Here is a 21,003-nt window from a genome sequence, read left to right as displayed (position 1 = left end):
CAAGCCACTATAAACCCATTACAGTGGCACCATACACTTAACGGCCAGTAATAAAAAAATTATCATATGAACGACGTACTCTCTTCATTGCAAAAAGTGCTCAATGAACGCAAATCAGCGTCCCCTGAAACGTCTTATGTAGCTAAACTTCATAGTAAAGGTCTCAACAAGATACTTGAGAAAGTTGGCGAAGAAGCCACTGAGACCATCATTGCAGCAAAAGACGTGCAAACCACGAACGACAAAAACGACTTGGTCTATGAAACGGCTGATCTTTGGTTCCATACCATGGTGATGCTCAACCACCTGGACCTTGATGTCGAAGAAGTACTGAAAGAACTGGAACGTCGGTTTGACTTGTCCGGACTGGAAGAAAAAGCAAACCGAAACAAATAGATTACAGAGGTAAATCATCATGGCTGGAATCAGCATTTGGCAACTGGTTATTATTCTTGGCATCGTTGTGCTGCTTTTTGGAACTAAGAAACTGCGTAATATTGGTTCTGACCTTGGCGGCGCAATCAAAGGCTTCAAAGGCGCAATGAAAGATGGCGAAGAAGAAGCAACCAAAAATATCGAAAAGAAAGACGATGACTTAACGGCGACCACGGCCAAAAAAGAAGAAACCAAGCACTAACAGAACAGGTATTACGTCACTATGTTCGATATTGGCTTCTCTGAACTCTTCATCCTGGTGGTAATTGCCCTGCTGGTCTTAGGCCCGGAGCGATTACCTGGGGCTGTCCGTAAAGCAGGGCTGATCATAGGCAAGATCAAAGGCAGTTGGCAATCGATCCAAAATGAGATCAACAGTGAATTTGAAGCAGAAGAGCTGCGTAAAAGAATTCAAAAAGAAGCCGACCTCGCGCAACAAACGCTTAATTCAGGCTTTGACGCAGACGGCTACAACCAAAAGATTCTGGAGCAGGAACGTAAAATACGGGCTGACATTGCAAAACAAGCCTCTCTTTCTGATATTAACGATTCTGACAACAATGATTCTGTTAACACAGGGCCAACGAAAGCCAATCCGTCATCAGAACACATAAACAACGTTTCCCCTGCCGATGCAACCGAACAGGAAATAACGTCAACCACGTCTTCTTTGACGCCAAATAACGACAAGTCATGACAGAAACACCTCAAGCCGATAATAGCCAACCGCTCATTACGCACCTAACAGAATTACGAGACAGACTACTTCGCTCCGTTCTGATCATCCTCGTGTTATTTGCTGGTATTTATTCCTGGTCTAACGAACTGTATTTGTTTGTGTCTGAACCTCTTAGGCGGTTTTTGCCGGAAGGCACCAGCATGATAGCTACGGACGTTGCATCACCCTTCTTGACGCCGTTTAAACTGACATTAATGACATCCATCTTTTTGTCGGTGCCATTTATTCTTCATCAGATCTGGAGTTTCATTGCCCCTGGTCTATACAAACACGAAAAGAAATTTGCCATCCCCCTTTTGGTTTCCAGTGTATTACTGTTTTACAGCGGTATGGCCTTTGCCTTTTATGTGGTTTTTCCGATCATCTTCGGGTTCTTTACCAGCGTAGGTCCAGAAGGCGTGGCGATCATGACCGACATCAACCGCTACCTTGATTTTATATTGAAGCTGTTTTTCGCCTTTGGCATCGCCTTCGAAATTCCCATTGCCACATTTCTTTTGATTGCGGCTGGTATCTCCAATGTTGCCAGCATCAGTGAAAAGCGCCCATACGTCATTATTGGTTGCTTCACCGTTGGTATGCTCATCACCCCACCTGACGTAATCTCTCAGACATTACTGGCGGTTCCCATGTGGCTGCTGTTTGAAGTCGGTTTGCTATTTGCCCGCCTGGTAGACAAACCAGAGAAGAGTGCTAACTCAGAACAGAAGTCCGAACAAGAATCAGAACCTTAAACAGCCCGTAAGTCGAGAATTTATTTCGATATTAAAAACGATCAGACATAAAAAAAGCGCTTATCAAAAGCGCTTTTTTTATGCTTACCGGCAGGAAAAACCGTAAAGACTTTTTAATTACTCAGCAGAAAGCTTTTCAATTGAAGCTAACACTTTCGCAGCACGCTGCTCAAGATCTTCTACTACTTCCTTATGAACGTGAGTTGACATCGCAGCAACACGATTCTTACCCATACGAAACAAACCAAACTTAATCGCTTCCGCGTTCTCTTTCAGTTCAGCCAACAATTTTGCGTCCATTGACGATAACCCCTACACAGTGTGTTGAAATTCGATGCGCCATTGTACCCAAAACTATAAGCGCCTGACCAGTTCAAATGTAACTTTATAGATCAAGCTCAATAAATTAGACCGGGATGAGTCCCTTGCAACCACTCAAACCTCTAACATGAATGTTACCGGTCCATCGTTTAACAACTCAACCTTCATGTCCGCACCGAATCGACCGGTAGCAACGACTGAGTTTAGCGCTTTTGCTTTCATCACAAAGTGGTTATACACAGCTTCGCCTTGTTCTGGCGTAGCCCCTTTACTGAAACCTGGCCGGGTGCCTTTTTTGGTATCAGCCACCAGGGTGAACTGAGACACCACCAACAAACCACCACCCACTTGCTGAAGGTTCAGGTTCATTTTGCCTTCATCATCTGGAAAAATCCGGTAGGAAAGAATACGCTTCAACAACTTTTCTGCTGAGGCTTCATCATCCACCTTTTCCACACCAAGCAATAACAAAATCCCATGATCAATCGCACCAACGGCCTCACCATCCACTTTCACGCTGGCCTTACTGACTCTTTGAATCAAACCCTTCATATTTGTTACTTACACCTTATCTGATTTGACCGAATTGTGACGAATAGTCATCATTTTTACACATTTACACGAATAAGTTCTTTTATAATTAAGGTAAGTGACACAAAATCATCATTGCACTCACCAGGTAACTTATTGTGTTAATTCATTTTTTTAAGATCATCGGTCTATTTCTCCTCTCCACCACACTCATCAGCTGCGGTGGTGGTGGCGGAGGAAGCGGCGGCGGGAGCGATGAAAATAGCAATAACAATAACAACAATAACCCACCCACTGCGTCATTTACCGTATCATCCACTACCGGAGAGATACCTTTCACCGTAAACGTAGACGGTAGCGCTTCCACGAATGCAAGCGCTTATAGCTGGAACTTCGGCAACGGCTCAATCTCAACCGGGGTAACGAGCAGCCACACATACACAAGCATTGGCGACTACACCATTACATTAACCGTTACAGGATCAGATGGGAGCACACACAACTTAAGCCGAGACGTTAGCGCTTTAGGCCATACCATCAGTGGCACCATCACCGCGCCAGACACCTCGGTAGCAGATTCAGACACAGCAGACATTAACGTCAGTGTCCCCAACGGAACGTTTGACCAGGCTCAACTGCTCCCCAACCCGGCAACGGTTGGAGGCTACGCAAACAGCTCAAACGACACCAGCGACATGTATCGCGCTCAGCTGTTAAATAACCAAACCATCAGCCTGACCATTGCCAACTATCAAAATGCAAACCCAACGCCCAACCTGGACTTATACCTCTACGATGAAAACCAAAATCCGGTCGACAGTGCCGTCAACGCCACAGCTACTGATACCCTGACCATAAATCAGGACGGCGTTTATTTCATTGAAGTACGTGCTGAGGCTAATGCCGCCATTTATTCTTTAAACATTGGTAATGCTGGCGCCAACGCATCCTCATCCAATGCCAGCGTAAGTTCCGATTTCGTCATCGGTGAGGCTATTTTTGTACCTAAAGCAGCTGTTTCTGTCAACAGTGCCAGCCAGTCGCCGAACATTGGTAAACTGACCATGCCTGCCAGCCTAAACACCGCAAGCGTAAAGGCCAATACCAACACCAAGCCCACCCTAGATGCCGGAAAGTGGGCCGAAGCCGAACAGCAGAAATTGGACACATTGAAATGGATTGCCGAGTTAAATACTTCCGGTGAGTATCAACTGGTCGAACCGAACTACATTCGTACCAAACTCTTCACCCCAAACGACCAACACTTTAGCCTGCAATGGCATTATCAATCCATTCAGCTAGAAGAAGCATTGGACATCGAAACGGGTGACAGCAATGTGATCGTAGCGGTGGTGGACACCGGCGTGTTATTGAATCACCCCGACTTACAAAACCAAGTCATCAGCGGTTACGACTTCATTAGCGACGCCGATGCAGCCTTAGACGGCGACGGCATCGACAATAACCCTGACGACCCTGGTGATAAGTCCAACAACGACGGCTCAAGCAGCTTCCACGGATCACATGTCGCAGGTACGGTTGCAGCAACCACCAATAACTCCATTGGTGGCGCAGGCGTGGCTGGCGGGGTACGGTTAATGCCGATGCGGGTTCTTGGTGAAAACGGCCTCGGCACCAACTACGACATCATGCAAAGTCTTCGATATGCAGCAGGTTTAAGCAACGATTCAGGCACTACGCCAGCTCAAAGGGCAGACATTATCAACTTAAGTCTGGGCTCCCCCTCTTCCTCTCAGGCCGAACAAGACCTTTTTAACCAATTAGAAGCGTTGGGCATCATTGTCATTGCGGCTGCCGGCAACAGTAATACACCCTCTCCGGAGTATCCGGCCAGTTATGACAACGTCATCTCTGTCAGCGCGACCAACATCAGCAACCAGAGAGCCAGCTATTCCAACTTTGGCAACACCCTGGACGTTGCAGCACCTGGCGGCGCTATCAGTACAGACACCAACAATGATGGTTTCCCGGACGGTGTTCTCAGTACCGCCGGTGACGACAGCAGCGGCAACATTGAATTTAATTACAGCTTTTTTGAAGGCACCTCCATGGCTGCACCTCATGTGGCAGGCGTAGCGGCGTTAATGAAATCAGCCAACGCAAATATTGATGCAGACCAATTCGTGGCACTGCTCCAGGCCGGAGACTTAACCGACGACATAGGCACACCCGGTTTTGATAACCAGTTTGGTTACGGCCTGATTAACGCCCGCAAAGCAGTCATTGCCGCAGGTGGTGCCAACAACGCACCGGCCTCTGTAGTTTTATCTTCCAATACCATTAACTTTGGCAGCTTCAACACCTCCAGCGCGATTACCGTAAGTGACAGCAGCGAACAAACCTTAACCATCAACAGCATTACCAGTACTGAATCCTGGGCCTCCGCCACCGCCAACAACGTCGATGGCAATAACTTTGGCAGCTACACCATCAATATCGACAGAACCGGGTTGAGCGACGGGAACTATTCGGCAGACATCACCTTTGATGCGGGAACCACTTCAAGCATACTGAATATCCAAATGCAGGTAGCAACCAACCCAATCACAGCAGACGCCGGTTATATTTATATTCTGGTGATCGATCCGGCCGATCCTGACAACAAGGTCACGGTAGCCTTTACCGGAGCGGCCAGCTCTAACGGACAATACACTTACGAAATTCAAGGGATACCTTCTGGCGATTATCAAATCGTTGCAGGCACAGACATGAATAACGATAACCTCATATGCGACTCAGGTGAAAGCTGCGGGGCGTATCCGACACTGAGTCAAACCAGCATCATTTCGGTCAACGAAAGCCATTCCGGCATCGACTTCACCGTAAGCTTTGACAGCCAACTCACAGCAAACAACAATTCAACAACCGACCCAGAGTTTGAAGGTTTTCAAAAAACGCCGAACCAAAAAAGCTCTACAGTTCAGGCAATCAGCCCCCAACTCAGTCAATAACAGCAACAGCACATACCAAAAGGGCCATCATTAAGATGGCCCTTTTGGTATTTTAATCAGTAAACCGGTTCGCTTTAAGCATCCAGCTCATCATCTTCACCCGTTAGCCGACGACACATTTCATCCGTCGCCCTCACCAGTGCATCCGTCAGCGGTGCATCTTTCGCGGAATGTCCCGCCTCTCTGACCACCTGCAAGGTCGATTCCGGCAAAGCATCATGCAGCGCCTGAGCATTATCCATACAACAAACAATGTCGTACCGGCCATGAATGATTACCGTTGGTATATGCGCCACCTTATGGCAATTCTGAATCAATTGATCCTGCTCTAAAAAACCCCGATTAACGAAATAATGAACACACATGGTCGCCATCGACAACGCAAAGTGCGGATCGATAAAGTGATCCACCAACGCAGGGTTTGGTTTTAACGTGGAGCAACTGCCTTCCCATTTGCACCAGGCTTTCGCAGCCGCCATCCTGGCTAATTCATTACCGCCTGTGATTAAGTCATGGTACGCCGTAAGTAAATCGTCGTGCTTATTTTTAGGAATCGCATCCAGAAACCCTTTCCAGTGATCAGGGAAAATACGGCTTGCACCATTTTGGTACAACCACTCAATATCCTGATCCCGACACAGAAAAATACCACGCAAGATCATGGCCTGAACACGATCCGGATGCGCTTGAGCATAAGCCAAACTCAATGTTGAACCCCATGAGCCACCAAAAAGCACCCACTGATCCACACCCAAGGTTTCTCTTATATGCTCAATGTCCTGAATCAACATGGCTAAGTTATTATCTTTCAACTCAGCATGAGGCGTTGATTTTCCTGAACCTCGCTGATCAAACAGTACAATCCGATATTTCTCAGGATCAAAAAAACGTCGCTGAAAAGCATCACACCCTGCTCCCGGCCCACCATGAACCACCAATACAGGGATACCATCTTCACTGCCACACTCTTCCACATGCAACGTATGTAACTCGGAAACAGGTAGAAAGTGCTCTGCATATGGTTTAATTTCTGGGTATAGAGTATGCATGTCATCAATCCTAAAGCTGGCTAATTTTCAATTTATTATCGCTTTGAGCTACTAAGTCTAGAGTAAATATAGCGTTTTGTTTAGGCAATAAAAAAGCCGTGTGGTTTTCACCACACGGCTTTGATAACACATTAATGTGTCTTATTTCTTACTACGGCTTTCGCGCTTACGCTCATGCTCTTTCAAGAACTTCTTACGAATACGAATATGATTCGGCGTTACTTCAACCAATTCATCGTCTTCAATAAATTCAAGCGCTTGCTCAAGGGTCATACGAACAGGCGGGGTCAACTGAATATTTTCGTCTGTACCCGATGCACGAACGTTGGTTAACTGCTTACCTTTAATCGGGTTAACCACCAAGTCGTTATCACGGCTGTGAAGACCAATCACCATGCCTTCGTATACTTCAACGTTCGGGTCAATGAACAAGCGACCACGTTCCTGAAGCATCCAAAGTGAATAACCCAGTGCTTTACCCTGAACCATGGAAACCAATACACCGTTATTACGTGGAGCAACTTCACCGGCCTTAACAGGACCGTAATGGTCGAATACCGATGTTAAAATACCGCTACCGGAAGTCAACGTCATGAACTGGTTACGGAAACCAATCAAGCCACGCGCAGGCATAATGAACTCCATGCGCACACGGCCTTTACCGTCTGGTACCATGTTGGTCATTTCTGCACGACGATTGCCGAACTCTTCCATGATCGGGCCTTGATGCTGATCTTCAACATCAACCACCACGCTTTCATAAGGCTCTTCAATAACGCCATTCACTTCACGCTGAACCACTTCTGGACGAGAAATACCCATCTCGAAGCCTTCACGACGCATCGTTTCAATCAATACAGACAGGTGAAGCTCACCACGACCGGATACTTTAAATTTCTCAGCAGAGTCGCCCTGCTCAACGCGCAGCGCAACGTTGTGGATCAATTCTTTATCCAAACGCTCAGAGATATTTCGGCTGGTCAGCATTTTACCGTCTTGACCGGCAAACGGAGAGTTGTTCACCTGGAAAGTCATGCTTACCGTTGGCTCATCCACAGACAATGCTGGCAATGCCTCAGGAGTAGCAGGATCACACACAGTATCTGAAATACCTAAACCGTCGATACCCGTAATACAAACGATATCACCAGCGGTGGCCTGTTCAACTTCAACACGCTCAAGCCCCATGTAACCCATAAGCTTAAGAATCTTACCGTTTCTGACTTTACCATCACGATCGACTACCGAAACCTGACTGCTTGGCTTCATCGTACCACGCGTAATACGGCCAACACCGATAACGCCCAGATAGTTTGAGTAATCCAATGCAGACACCTGCATCTGAAGTGGACCATCCACATCAACGTCTGGTGCCGGTACTTTATCAACGATCATTTCAAACAACGGCGTCATGTCATCCGCCAACTCGTCAGGCTCAGTACCCGCCAAGCCGTTCAATGCTGAAGCATAGATAACCGGGAAGTCCAACTGCTCGTCAGTCGCACCTAAGCTGTCAAACAAATCAAAGACCTGATCCATAACCCAGTCTGGACGAGAACCCGGACGGTCGATCTTGTTGATAACAACAATTGGCTTCAAACCTTGTTCAAATGCTTTCTGTGTCACGAAACGCGTCTGTGGCATTGGGCCATCAACAGCATCAACCAACAAACAAACACAGTCCACCATAGAAAGAACACGTTCAACTTCACCACCGAAATCGGCGTGTCCCGGTGTGTCTACGATATTAATATGGTAATCGTTCCATTCGATCGCAGTATTCTTGGCCAGAATCGTGATGCCACGCTCTTTTTCCTGATCGTTTGAGTCCATGATGCGTTCTGCACCCTGATCTTTACGATCCAATGTGCCGGACTGTTGCAACAATTTATCAACAAGAGTGGTCTTGCCGTGGTCAACGTGTGCAATAATCGCAACGTTTCTTAATCTGTGTATCAAAGGATTCTCCAAGGGGTACGTACGACCCTATACTTAACAAATGTGTTATTTAAAACACCTTTATCAACGAGCTCTTCAGACCTACAAATCTGAAGGGTTAAAATTTGAGCGCATTCTACATCTTTTTATTGGTAATTTATATAGAAGTAATAAGTCACTGATCGCGACTTATTCTGACTTCTTATATACCTTCACATTGGTATAGCCATCCGCCTGTAATTGCTGAGCATGAAGCTGGCTCATTACACCACGGTCGCAATACAACAAATATTCAGTTTCAAGGCTCTTTTCTTTAAACGCTGAATGCAGCGCATAAAAAGGAATTTTTTCGATTGCAACGCCATCAATAGCCAAAGGCGCCTGCTCTTCTTCATCCGGATGACGAATATCCACGATCACAGACGACGTAGTTTCTGGCTCAGAGACTTCTTCGACCTGAACGTCCTGCTTGAAGTCGTCCACCACATTCTGAATTTTTTGAATCATCATGTCTTCGAGCGCTTGCTCCAAAACACCAAAATCAAATCCCTCTTCCGCCTTATGAACCCGCTCCATGGAAGCACGAGTGGTCGGCTTATCAGAAATCACACCACAGTATTCCGGCATATGAGCCGCAAACTCATAGGTACCAATTTGAGAAGCGATGTCGACGATTTCTTGTTTATGAGTGGTCACCAACGGGCGCAGCACCAAGGTATCCGTCACTTGATCAATAGCAGACAGATTTTTAAGCGTTTGACTGGACACCTGAGCAATACTTTCGCCCGTCACCAAAGTATCGAGCTTCATTTTTTCAGCAACTTTACTCGCCGCTCTAAGCATCATCCGCTTTAAAATAACGCCCATGTAAGAGCGCTCCACATTCTGCAGAATCTCAGCCACCACACCCTCAAATGGCACACTGACAAACTTAACGCCATGAGAACTGCCAAACTTCTCCCAAATATAGTGAGAAACTTCTTTTACGCCCAACTCATGAGCACGACCGCCGAGATTAAAGAAGCAGAAATGGGTCTGAATACCACGACGCATCATTAAATAGCTGGCAACCGTCGAATCGAAGCCACCGGACATTAAGGACAAGACTGAATCCTGACTGCCGATCGGATAACCACCCAGCCCTTCATAACGCTCATGAACGAGATAAAGATCCTGATCCCGGATCTCAAGATTAATCTGAATTTCAGGGTTTTTAAGATCAATGCCTTTGGCTTCGCACTGCTGACGCAAACAACCACCAATATAGCGTTCTGCATCGACCGATTTAAAATCATGGTTGCCGGCACGTTTAATACGGACACACAACGTCTTGCCTTTGATCTTATCCGCAAATAACGCTTTGGCTTTCTCTAGCGTGTCGTCGAAATCGACATAAGGGTACTTTTGAACACTCATAAAATATGCAATGCCCGGCGTAGAAGCCAACGCCGCCGTTACCTGCTGAACAACCGCACTGTCTTCTGAAGCGGTTTCTACCTGAACGTTATCCCACTGACCCGAGACTTTTAATTCGGGATCAATTCTTTTCAAGACCGTTCTTAAATTCGCTTTCAGCTGTTTGATCAACTGCTTTCGAACCGGACGGCTTTTAATGGTAATTTCAGGGAATAACTTAACGACGTATTTCATGGCAGAACACACCAATACAGAGGCTGAAGTTTATGTCAAAACCTCAACAGACCAAAGAATCGGCGGATTATACCTGAGCACAACAGGCGATACAAAAATACTGACACCACCCCCACTACAATCCCAACATAAACCCAAAAGTGCAATTTTCCTCTTCACCACAGCTTAAATCGGTGATCATTATAATCGCACTATCAACGCACCAAATTAGCCCTCAAGCACCAAATAAGTGCAAAATAAAAAACGCTTGCACTAATAAAATGCATAGTTATAGTTAGCTCTGCGGTATACCCCTGAAATCTTGCGGCTTTCCATCGTTTTAGCACTTGGCACACTGTTTGCTTTAACTGGCACAAGATTCGGAATACCCGAAATCAAAAGGATTAATGCTGACCTTATACCTTTTGGTCAGATTTAATTGATGTGTAGCGGAGAGACTAATGTCTAACAATACAATTGCACTTATTAAAGAACATAATGCGAAGTGGGTTGACCTTCGCTTCACTGATACGCGCGGTAAAGAACAGCACGTAACTATCCCTTCATTTGAAGTTGACGAAGAATTCTTCGAAAACGGTCAGATGTTCGATGGATCTTCAATCTCTGGCTGGAAAGGCATCAACGAATCAGACATGATTCTTATGCCGGACGACGAAACTTGTGTTCTAGACCCATTCACAGAAGAAGTAACTGTTAACTTGCGTTGCGACATCATCGAGCCAGCAACAATGCAAGGCTACGAGCGTGACCCACGTTCTGTTGCTAAGCGCGCTGAAGCATACCTAGCTTCAACTGGCCTGGGCGATACTGCATTCTTCGGTCCTGAACCAGAATTCTTTATCTTCGACAGCGTACAGTGGAAAGCAGACATCTCTGGTGCAAGCTATCAGATTCACGCTGAAGAAGCAGACTGGTCTACTGACAAAACATTCGAAGGCGGCAACACGGGTCACCGTCCTCGCGTTAAAGGCGGTTACTTCCCAGTACCACCAATCGATTCTTGCCACGAAATCCGTACAGCAATGTGTGGTGCTCTAGAAGCAATGGGTCAGACTATTGAAGTACATCACCACGAAGTTGCGACTGCTGGTCAAAACGAAATCGGTGTTAAGTTCAACACGCTAGTTAAGAAAGCGGACGAAGTTCAAGAGCTTAAGTACTGTGTACATAACGTTGCACACATGTACGGCAAGACTGCTACTTTCATGCCTAAGCCTCTTGTTGGTGACAACGGTTCTGGTATGCACGTTCACCAGTCTTTCTGGAAAGACGGCGAGAACATGTTTGCTGGTGACGGCTACGCTGGTCTAAGCGAAACTGCTCTATACTACATCGGTGGTATCATCAAGCACGCTCGCGCGATCAACGCTTTTGCAAACGCTTCTACTAACTCATACAAGCGTCTTGTTCCAGGTTTCGAAGCACCAGTTATGCTAGCTTACTCAGCTCGTAACCGTTCTGCTTCTATCCGTATTCCTTACGTTGCGTCTCCAAAAGGCAAGCGTATCGAAGCACGTTTCCCTGATCCAACCGCTAACCCATACTTGGCATTCTCTGCAATGCTTATGGCTGGTATCGACGGTGTTAAGAACAAGATCCACCCTGGCGATCCTGCTGATAAAGATTTGTATGATCTACCAGCTGAAGAAGCACTAGCAATCCCAACAGTTGCTGAATCTTTCGACCAAGCGCTTAAAGCTCTTGACGAAGACCGTGCATTCTTGACTGAAGGCGGCGTATTTACAGACGACATGATCGATGCATACATCGAGCTTAAGACTGAAGAAGTTGAGCGTCTGAACATGACAACTCACCCAGTTGAGTTTGACATGTACTACAGTGTTTAATCTCTCATTTTGATTGATTAGAACACAAAAAAGCCTCCCACACGGGAGGCTTTTTTATTACTATACTGGAAACTATCCAGTGCCTGAAAGTTCCTCATTTGGTCTGCCAAATGCCATCTACCCGACTTCTTGCACTTTATCTCTGCTTAACTAAAGCAATGAACTATAAACTTGAGTCGGCCAATTCTATGCCTAAACAACTTTCAATCTTTCTGCTTACTGCCCTCATTGCAAGCGCACCTCATGCACAGGCAAAAGTTTATAAGTGGGTAACACCAGACGGAACCGTTGTTTATTCAGACCAACCTCACCCGAACGCAGAAGTACTCAACATTGAGCCTCTCCACCCATACAAAGCACCCGCATACCAAGCGCCAGAAGCTGAAGAAAGCGCCCCGCAAACCTCCGTCGAAACAACGGCCAAATACAGCAGCGTCACAATAGACTCACCAGAACACGACACCAACATCCACGGCACCGGAGGCAGTTTTTCTGTTAACGTCAGCTCCAACCCTCCCTTAAAATCCGGAGATAAATACCAGCTCCTAATTGACGGGTCAGCCACCGGCGCGCCAACCAGTCACAGCCAGTTCAATGTTCAAAATGTAAACCGGGGCACACACAGCCTTTCAGTGCAGATCCTCAATAAACAAGGTAAAAGCATCCTTCAAAGCCCGGCGATTACAATCCATGTGCACCGCGCCCAGGTTAAACGCAAACAACCCAGATAAACCCCATATTCAGAAAGCACCGTTTTAGTGCATTAAAATTCTAACTGCCCTAAAATATACTTAGGTTTTATCACTAGGTAGGGGATTCAACGCCCTAAATCGCACCACATCAACGCCAGAAGCGCCTAAGCAATCCATTTTCAAGCTGGCTTGGTTCTTGCTTTATCTTGATAATCACTTATAGCGTGCACCATTATGGATTATAAAATTTCACACAAGCGAATTATTGATAACCTCAGTACTTCCGTCATTGAGCTTTCGCCTCAACTGACCATCAATTATATGAATCCAGCAGCGGAAATGCTGTTCAAAGCAAGCGCACGCAGAGTACTTAGCATGCACATCAGCGCCTTATTTTCTGATGATGAGGACAACACAGAATTGCTTGAGGCTGCCGTAAAGCGAGGACACCCATTCAGCAAACGCGAAGCAACGCTGTTTATACCGGGCAACGATCCAATCATGATCGACTACGTCGTGACCCCGATCACCGAGCCCAATGGCAATATTCACTTGTTGATGGAACTGCAGTCCCGGGATCGCCTGATTCGAATTTCACGTGAAGAAGACATGAAAGCGAAGCAGGCCACCACCCAAGAATTAATCCGGGGTTTAGCGCACGAAGTCAAAAATCCTTTGGGTGGCATTCGTGGTGCCGCACAACTGCTGGAACGAGAACTCGCAGACCCACAACTGGCCGAGTTTACCAATGTCATCATTGAAGAAACCGACCGCTTAAGAAGCCTGGTCGACCAAATGCTTGGCCCAAGAAAGCTGCCGGAACGAATTGAAACCAACATTCACGAAATACTGGAACGCGTTCATGCTCTGATTGAAGCAGAAACCAAAGGCTCAATCACCTTAGTCCGTGACTATGACCCAAGTATCCCCGAGTTTGATGCCGACCCATCCCAGCTGATTCAGGTTATTCTGAACATCAGCCGAAACGCCATGCAGGCGCTTCAGGAAAACAATATTTCAGACCCCCGAATTTGTTTCAAAACCAGAGCCTTACGCCAATTTACGATCGGCTCTGAACGACACAGACTGGTCTGCCAGCTCGATATCATTGATAACGGCCCTGGCATACCCAAAGAAATCCTGGAAAACATTTTCTATCCAATGATCAGCGGACGTGCCGAGGGCACTGGCTTAGGCCTTTCCATCGCACAATCCATAGTCACTCAACATGAAGGATTAATTGAGTGCGCGAGTGAACCTGGCAACACCGCTTTCACCATCTATCTACCTTTGGAGCTAACGTCATGAACAAAACGAATAATGTATGGATCGTGGATGATGACCGTTCAATTCGTTGGGTACTCGAAAAAGCCCTTTCACAAGCCAACTTACCCACCAGTAGCTTTGAATCCGGTGATGAGATTCTGAAAAAACTCCAGCACAGTCAGCCCGATGTCATCATCAGTGATATCCGTATGCCTGGCGTAGATGGTTTGGATATGCTCGATCAAATCCAAACAGAGCACCCTGAAATTCCGGTCATCATCATGACGGCACACTCAGACCTCGACAGCGCAGTAAAATCCTATCAGCGCGGAGCCTTCGAATACCTGCCAAAACCGTTTGATATTGACGATGCGGTTACTCTGGTGAAGCGCGCCTTAACGCACGCTCAAGAGCAAAAAGAAGAAACCTTCAATGCCATCAATGAGCCGGGCACAGAAATCATTGGTGAAGCACCGGCGATGCAGGAAGTGTTTCGAGCCATTGGCCGACTGTCCCAATCCAACATCACCGTACTGATTAACGGTGAATCCGGTACAGGTAAAGAACTGGTCGCCCACGCCTTGCATAAACACAGCCCACGCCGAACCAAAGAGTTCATCCCGTTGAACATGGCTGCAATTCCAAAAGACTTGATTGAATCCGAACTGTTCGGTCACGAAAAAGGCGCTTTTACCGGTGCCGCCGGGCAACGTCGGGGCCGTTTCGAACAAGCCGATGGCGGCACCCTGTTTCTTGATGAAATCGGAGACATGCCAGCAGAAACGCAAACCCGTCTGTTACGCGTTTTGGCCGATGGCGAATTCTATCGCGTAGGCGGCCACACCCCGGTCAAAGTAGACGTCCGAATCATCGCAGCAACGCACCAAGACCTTGAAAAGCTGGTTGAAGCCGGAATGTTCCGTGAGGATTTATTCCACCGCTTAAATGTGATTCGTATTCATATTCCAAAGCTTTCTGATCGCCGTGAAGACATTCCGAAACTGGCGGAATTTTTCCTGGCCAAAGCGGCCCGCGAATTAAATGTCGAGGCCAAAGTTTTAACGGAAGAAGCCTATGAGTACATGTCCAGTATGCCTTGGCAGGGCAACGTGCGACAGCTTGAAAACACCTGCCGCTGGCTGACCGTGATGGCCTCGGGTCGCGAAGTACACATCTCAGACCTACCTCCTGAATTGCTGGACGAACAAAACGTTCACACCTCCTCCAGCAACTGGGAAGCTGCGCTCAGTAACTGGGCAGATCAAGAATTATCCAAAGGCAAACAGGGCGTTTTGGATGATGCCGTACCGGCATTTGAACGCATCATGATAGAAGCAGCGTTAAAGCACACGGCTGGCCGCAAACGCGATGCATCCATCCTACTGGGTTGGGGCCGAAATACGCTGACACGTAAGATCAAAGAGCTTGGTCTGGAAACCAAAGACCACCCGGATGAAGATGGCGATCATTGATCGCTCAGCAACTTAACCAACTTCATCCAATACCCGGCGCTTAAATTGAGCGCCGGCGTTTTCTACAATGCGACGACACGCCTCGATATCCACTCCTTCTAGCCCATCAATTGCAGAAACTTCCACTTTCTCAATATAAAGCGGTGCCGCCCTGATGAATTCAAGAAGCGCCTGATACGCGCCTTTTTTGGAGGGTAAACAATGGCGATTGTACACCGTTTCATTTTGAGCATTGAGGGAGATAGACAGGGCGTCCACGACCTTCGCCATTTCAGGCAACACATTTCTGCCATGCACCAAATTCGCTAACCCGTCGGTATTTACCCGAACCGGTATGCCCTGCCATTTCACGTAAGCCGCAATTTCAATGAGAGGCCCCAGCCTGAGGGTTGACTCACCATAACCACAAAATACGACCTCTGAAATATCGGTTAAATCCCCCAACGCATCAATAACTTCACTGGCTTTAGGCTGTTTCTTCATATCCAGCTGAAAATCATGCACCTGCATCGAGCCTTGGTTTTTTGGGCAAAAACTGCACTTCAAGGTACAGGCATTGGTCAGATTGATGTAACGCCTGTCACCAATATCATACACCAACGTCGTATTCTGAATGGCGTCTGTCATGCGAGCCTCCCGATCAGTAAAAGCCAATTTAGGCGAATTATTAACCAAAAGGGTCGCTGTCAGCACTGATGCACATCAGCGCTCATTCAACTAATGGATAATTAGTTTTGATAGCTTTCCCGCAAATAGAATATGGGTTTCCGACCAGGGAATATGCCAAAGGTACCTGTGCCGGTTGGATTTTCATTACCTCGACCATAGAAATCGTATTTTAACCAGTCTTCAACATCCAAAGTGACATTCACACTGCCGTCATTCCCTGCTCCAGGTGGAGATAAAATAATCACACCTTCACCATCGTTAAAAGAACCTAAACTTACAGTTGTTTCCCCTGGCGCAGGTAATTCACTCAAATCACCCTGATAATTAGATAAAGTCACATCACCAGCAACCCAAGTACCGGAACAATTATCTTCATCATTCACCTGAAACGAGTACTGCCCACTTGAAGCGGCTGTTTCCATCCACTCTTCAATCTGTACAGGCAACTCAAGATTCAACAATTCCGAACCATTGTTATTGCTAACCGTGGCCCGGCCATAGCGAATTTGAGTGCCTGTGATATTAGCAATGGTGTAATCCAGGCAAGTCGCGGGATCTAGCTGTGTGCTCAAACACGCACCATCAGAGTCTGTCAGTTCGCCCTTATCCAAAATCCAATCTAAGTCTGCATTGAAAGGGATATCCCCTGCACCACTCGCCTTATTAGCCCCCCTTAAATAAGAAAACAAAAATCCACTGAACGTTATGACCGCATCTCCATCATAATCACCCGCTTCCGTAATTACGGCAGTAGATACACTTTGATCAAAAGCCAGTGTAGGGTTCACTCCCGTCACATTATCAGACACACTTAAATTATTGACGTCCTGAGGATCGAGCCCTGTCAGTTTAAAATAATCTTCACCTGTACCTTCGCCACCGTAGTTTTGAACAACATCCCCCCCTGCTTCATAAGCCGTCAACGTAAGAACAAGATCATTTTCAAACTGGAAGTTTTGACTTTGATAAGTAAAGTTGCACATCCAGCCTGTGGCATCGTCCAAGACAGGAGAAGGTGAATGCGTTACATTGAAATAACTTGGATAAAAGCGCCCCAAGTCATAGAGTTGTCCAGATGCATTAGCCCCACTTACACCCAAATAGTTAGTTAAAGAGGCATCCAAATCGATGATGCCTACTTCATCATAATTGATAGCTTGAGACTTCAGCCCACCTGAAAAACCTGTGACAGACGTTGTAGAAAGGCTCCCTTGAACTCCACCTGAAGAAGTATCCGGTAAAGAGTCACTAATAGATAAAGAAACAGCTATAGGAGAGACTTCATGACCAAAAGAAGGTAAACATACATTATCATGCAGTACACTAAAGTCATCAGGTATCCCATCACTATTAGCATCTTGCCCTGCGCTATAAGCTACAGCTTTAAGAGATAAATTTAAGTCAACACCAGCAGATATAAAACCCGGCGTACTTGACGGCCCAGTTGATACACTTGTATTAGTACCTGAATGCCTATCACCTGGGTATGGTGACGAAACAGAACAGTCATCACCAACATCCACTGCAAAAGCAAACGGCCTTACAGTTACCTGAGCAGAAGAGCCTGTAATAGTAATCGGGTTCCCAGCATCATCTTTCACAAAACCACTCGAATCAGACAATGAAATTGTGTACTGGCCAACATCGGACGTAGTAAGTGCTAGATCAGCAACACCCTGATCAAATTCCACAGAAAAGCCAGTATCTGGCGAAGTTACCGAATTACCTCCCACCACATCGGTCAAGCCGGGCGCAGAAGGAACTGGCGAATAGGCACCAGAATGCGTATGACTTACAGACACCGTTTGCGGGCCATCGTAAGAAGCAACGGTTCCGCAGTCTCCCGAAATGGGGTCTCTTCGTACATAAGTCGCGGTTAACCCATGATCTCGACCAGCAATCGCCACGGTATCACTCGACCCGGTATCATCCCAGTTCAATACAAAAGCATTGTCAGAAAAGGTAATCGTTGGTGATACAACCGATAAACTGTTGGTCGCATCCGAAGCGGTTATTTTGATTTGATCGGCGTAGATATAACTCAGATCCAGTATTGCATCACCATTATCATCGGTATGAAACTGATAAGTTGCCGCGCCGTCATCTGAAGAAGGGTCGGTCAAAATACCCTGACCATCATTAATTGACCAATCGCCCCGGTTCGTGGAAATGGTCAAGTCGACTGATTCTTCATAATCATCCACCAGCGTAGTACAAGGAACTGCACTGTCTTCACAGGCTCGTATCGTTACAGCAAGTGGATTACAAGTACTTCCGTCAGAAGCAGCACTGATCTCAAGATGATCAATACCGGCAAGACAATCCCCTGTGATACTTAAATTATCGATATAAAAACGATCATTGCCATTATTTGAATCTTCAGTAAAACGAACCCGGGTGTCTGTACTTACGTATGCAGTAATATCATATGTTTTGGTGGAGTCGGCCACGTTGCCATCAAATGTTTCTAATAGCGTCCAACTGGAGCCGTTATAAATATGAACACTCAGTTCATCATTGCTTTCTGCATTGGAGTCCCGTATATCAAATTGAAGCTGAGCATTCACGTTATTTCTTATATCCGCTGAACGATAGATTTGTCGTTGCGAACCACCTCCTCCACGAATTTCCAGTTCGCCACCTGTAATTCGGATTCGCCCGCCACTAGGGGAGTCATCATCATTAATTTCGACCCAGCTGTTTGCAGACCAATCAGAGCTGCCGTCTGAGTTGTTGTAGCTTGCGGTAGAGAAGGTGTCCTGATAATCAGAAGAAGTGCACGAGCCTGTAAACGTACAAGGGCGCGTTTGGTTATAAAGTGCCGCCATGTCTTCAGCGCTGATGGCTTGATCAAAAATGAACAACTCATCAATGAGTCCATTCCAAACAAAATTAGCACTTTGCGTTCTGTCGGCCCCAATATTCAAATGGCCAGTCCCTGTGACTGTCGCCGTAGAAAATGTAGAAGAGCTGACTTGAACACCATCCAGATATGAGGTGATCGTTGTTCCGGAATAAGTAATGCCCACATGGTGCCAACCATTACTTACCTGCGTTAAACTGATTCCGGTATTCCAACTGGCGTTATTATGATAAACAACCAGGACATCATTATTGTCCTGCCGCTGAAGATTCCAGTGATTCGCGGACCCAGAGGCGTTCGTGCGCGTATAAATACCAGCCCATTGGTTCTGATCCACCACCGCAGAGCCTTGCACCCAAACTGCGGTTGAATAATCTCCGCCCAATTGAAGTTCAGAAGCTGAATCTTCCGTCACTAAGTAATCATTCTGACCATCAAACCCTCCGTATTGACAAGTACCAGGTGTACCATCAATCGCCGGAGTAGCTTCCAGATTCAAAGTGCCATTAACTGCGGTCGCATCTGCACCGTTGCCACTCCCATCGGATACCTCCCCTACCGTCCCATTCCATGTTTCATTATCAAAGATGTAATACGCTAAAGCATCATCGGTTCCACAGAAATCCGGCTCCACCAGCATTAAGTCTTGAACTTCGGCTTGGGTAAGTGCCTGATCATAAACATACACTTCATCCAGATCGCCCTGAAAGTATCGACCACTGAAAAACTGATCGTTGCCGATCTGAAGAGGATCTGAGTTGTTTCTCAGGTCTTCGCTGAAGCTTCGGCTACCGCTGGCAACGCCATTAAGGTAAATGGTCTGATTACCGGCACTCTTTGAATAAACGATCGCAACGTGCGTCCACTCATCCACAGGTACCGTTCCCGTAGAATTAAACTCTCTCGTTGAGCCTGAACTGTTGTTCCACCACCAGTTTATCTGGCCCGATGAATTCACATGAAACTCAAAATTTTCATCTTTGGATACGATGGTCATGAGTCCGGATGAAGGAATTTTTTCCGGCCGAATCCAAACGGCAACCGTCAGCTCTTCAGAAATATCCAAATCATTGTGATCAGGCACATTCACGAAATCATCAGAGCCGTCATATTCAAGGTACGCACCACATTGAGAGAGCGGTTCGTCATTATTCGAAGAAGAGTTATTACCGAGTGTACCGTCGTGACCATTTCCTGAGTCATCGGGCACCGTTTGATCCACAATATTATTAAACGACCAGTACGCTACCGGATTAATGTTTGAACATAACGTGCCGAAATCTGCATTGGTAATGTAATCGCTATCGTAGCTAACAGAAGCACCACTGTTTAAATTCAGACTCCCCTCGGATGTTGCAGAGCCATTAAACGTAAAGCCTCCATTTACTGATATCGTGTTTGTCGAATACATAATTGCATTGACAGTTGGTGACCCAGAAATGGTAATTGGCCCATCAACCACGATGATCAAATCTTCCGGGTTCCCCCCCGCATTGATTTGAACTGAACCAGAAACGGTTAAGGATGTAAAATACAGCCGTGCGGACACACCCGTACTGTTTAAGTCATAATTACCACTCAACTGCCCTGATGCAAAGAAATGATCGCCAGGCGCAAAATCATCGCTGCCATTCGTTTTGGTCAGGTGCGTTGAAGAAGACCAACTGGGAACATTTAACTGTTCAGTAGTATTTGACGTGTCCGAATCAGGAAAAACATCAATACAACTGGCAGCCCACAATACCGAACTGAAACAAGCCCAGATCACGCCCGTGAATAATTTTATAAAGGCATAACCCCTGCTCATGCTCACTCCTTATGATAA

The 21,003-nt window shown here is 46.5% G+C and carries 16 protein-coding genes; 9 read left to right on the top strand and 7 right to left on the bottom strand.

The window, feature by feature from the left end; genetic code table 11:
• Positions 1-66 precede the first annotated feature (66 nt).
• From ABD744_RS13995 to tatC, 4 genes are read left to right on the top strand one after another with little or no spacing between them, the layout of a single operon-like run.
• On the top strand, positions 67-396 hold the full coding sequence (locus ABD744_RS13995; protein ID WP_344799140.1) for a phosphoribosyl-ATP diphosphatase: 330 nt from the start codon (positions 67-69) through the stop codon (positions 394-396).
• 16 nt (positions 397-412) lie between these two features.
• Positions 413-637 (top strand): Sec-independent protein translocase subunit TatA, encoded by a 225-nt coding sequence (gene tatA / locus ABD744_RS13990; RefSeq protein WP_344799621.1) that lies wholly within the window; start codon positions 413-415, stop codon positions 635-637.
• Positions 638-658: 21 nt separating this feature from the next.
• Positions 659-1,132 (top strand): Sec-independent protein translocase protein TatB, encoded by a 474-nt coding sequence (gene tatB / locus ABD744_RS13985; RefSeq protein ID WP_344799139.1) that lies wholly within the window; start codon positions 659-661, stop codon positions 1,130-1,132.
• A complete protein-coding gene (gene tatC / locus ABD744_RS13980) occupies positions 1,129-1,908 on the top strand; it encodes a twin-arginine translocase subunit TatC (RefSeq protein ID WP_344799138.1) in 780 nt (259 codons plus the stop codon). Before tatB ends, tatC begins: the two co-directional genes overlap by 4 nt.
• 117 nt (positions 1,909-2,025) lie before the next feature.
• Here the strand turns inward: tatC and ABD744_RS13975 are convergent, their stop codons facing one another.
• Both ABD744_RS13975 and dtd read right to left on the bottom strand, forming a co-directional pair.
• Positions 2,026-2,208 carry a hypothetical protein gene (locus ABD744_RS13975; RefSeq protein WP_344799137.1) on the bottom strand — a complete coding sequence of 61 codons (183 nt, stop codon included), beginning with the start codon at positions 2,206-2,208 and terminating at the stop codon, positions 2,026-2,028.
• A gap of 135 nt (positions 2,209-2,343) precedes the next feature.
• Entirely contained in the window at positions 2,344-2,781 is a 438-nt protein-coding gene (dtd, locus tag ABD744_RS13970; protein WP_344799136.1) for a D-aminoacyl-tRNA deacylase, read from the bottom strand.
• 137 nt (positions 2,782-2,918) lie between these two features.
• On the opposite strand from dtd, the gene ABD744_RS13965 reads away from it, so the two are divergent.
• Positions 2,919-5,732, top strand: coding sequence for a S8 family serine peptidase (locus ABD744_RS13965; protein ID WP_344799135.1), 2,814 nt, complete (start codon positions 2,919-2,921; stop codon positions 5,730-5,732).
• A gap of 74 nt (positions 5,733-5,806) precedes the next feature.
• Here the strand turns inward: ABD744_RS13965 and pip are convergent, their stop codons facing one another.
• The 3 genes from pip to thiI all read right to left on the bottom strand — a co-directional run bounded on the left by pip (position 5,807) and on the right by thiI (position 10,369).
• On the bottom strand, positions 5,807-6,781 hold the full coding sequence (gene pip / locus ABD744_RS13960) for a prolyl aminopeptidase (RefSeq protein WP_344799134.1): 975 nt from the start codon (positions 6,779-6,781) through the stop codon (positions 5,807-5,809).
• A 141-nt stretch (positions 6,782-6,922) separates the two neighbouring features.
• Positions 6,923-8,740, bottom strand: a complete 1,818-nt coding sequence (gene typA, locus ABD744_RS13955; protein ID WP_344799133.1) for a translational GTPase TypA — start codon at positions 8,738-8,740, stop codon at positions 6,923-6,925.
• Between the two features lie 168 nt (positions 8,741-8,908).
• Positions 8,909-10,369, bottom strand: coding sequence for a tRNA uracil 4-sulfurtransferase ThiI (thiI, locus tag ABD744_RS13950; RefSeq protein ID WP_344799132.1), 1,461 nt, complete (start codon positions 10,367-10,369; stop codon positions 8,909-8,911).
• Positions 10,370-10,809: 440 nt separating this feature from the next.
• On the opposite strand from thiI, the gene glnA reads away from it, so the two are divergent.
• The 4 genes from glnA (at position 10,810) to glnG (ending at position 15,646) form a co-directional block, all read left to right on the top strand.
• Complete coding sequence (gene glnA, locus ABD744_RS13945) at positions 10,810-12,216, top strand: glutamate--ammonia ligase (protein WP_344799131.1); 1,407 nt, start codon at positions 10,810-10,812, stop codon at positions 12,214-12,216.
• 188 nt (positions 12,217-12,404) lie between these two features.
• A complete protein-coding gene (locus ABD744_RS13940; RefSeq protein WP_344799130.1) occupies positions 12,405-12,947 on the top strand; it encodes a DUF4124 domain-containing protein in 543 nt (180 codons plus the stop codon).
• Positions 12,948-13,142: 195 nt separating this feature from the next.
• Positions 13,143-14,216: a nitrogen regulation protein NR(II) gene (gene glnL / locus ABD744_RS13935; RefSeq protein WP_344799129.1), complete on the top strand. Its 1,074-nt coding sequence runs from the start codon at positions 13,143-13,145 to the stop codon at positions 14,214-14,216.
• Positions 14,213-15,646 (top strand): nitrogen regulation protein NR(I), encoded by a 1,434-nt coding sequence (gene glnG, locus ABD744_RS13930; protein ID WP_344799128.1) that lies wholly within the window; start codon positions 14,213-14,215, stop codon positions 15,644-15,646. The genes glnL and glnG overlap by 4 nt, the downstream gene beginning before the upstream one ends.
• 12 nt (positions 15,647-15,658) lie before the next feature.
• Here the strand turns inward: glnG and ABD744_RS13925 are convergent, their stop codons facing one another.
• Both ABD744_RS13925 and ABD744_RS13920 read right to left on the bottom strand, forming a co-directional pair.
• A complete protein-coding gene (locus ABD744_RS13925) occupies positions 15,659-16,273 on the bottom strand; it encodes a TatD family nuclease-associated radical SAM protein (RefSeq protein WP_344799127.1) in 615 nt (204 codons plus the stop codon).
• 101 nt (positions 16,274-16,374) lie between these two features.
• Positions 16,375-20,985 (bottom strand): DUF6701 domain-containing protein, encoded by a 4,611-nt coding sequence (locus ABD744_RS13920; protein ID WP_344799126.1) that lies wholly within the window; start codon positions 20,983-20,985, stop codon positions 16,375-16,377.
• Positions 20,986-21,003 lie beyond the last annotated feature (18 nt).

This window comes from Litoribacillus peritrichatus (genome assembly GCF_039537985.1).
Taxonomy (GTDB): domain Bacteria; phylum Pseudomonadota; class Gammaproteobacteria; order Pseudomonadales; family Litoribrevibacteraceae; genus Litoribacillus; species Litoribacillus peritrichatus.
Note: the sequence above shows the minus strand (reverse complement) of the source record. Positions and strands in the feature narration are given on the sequence as shown.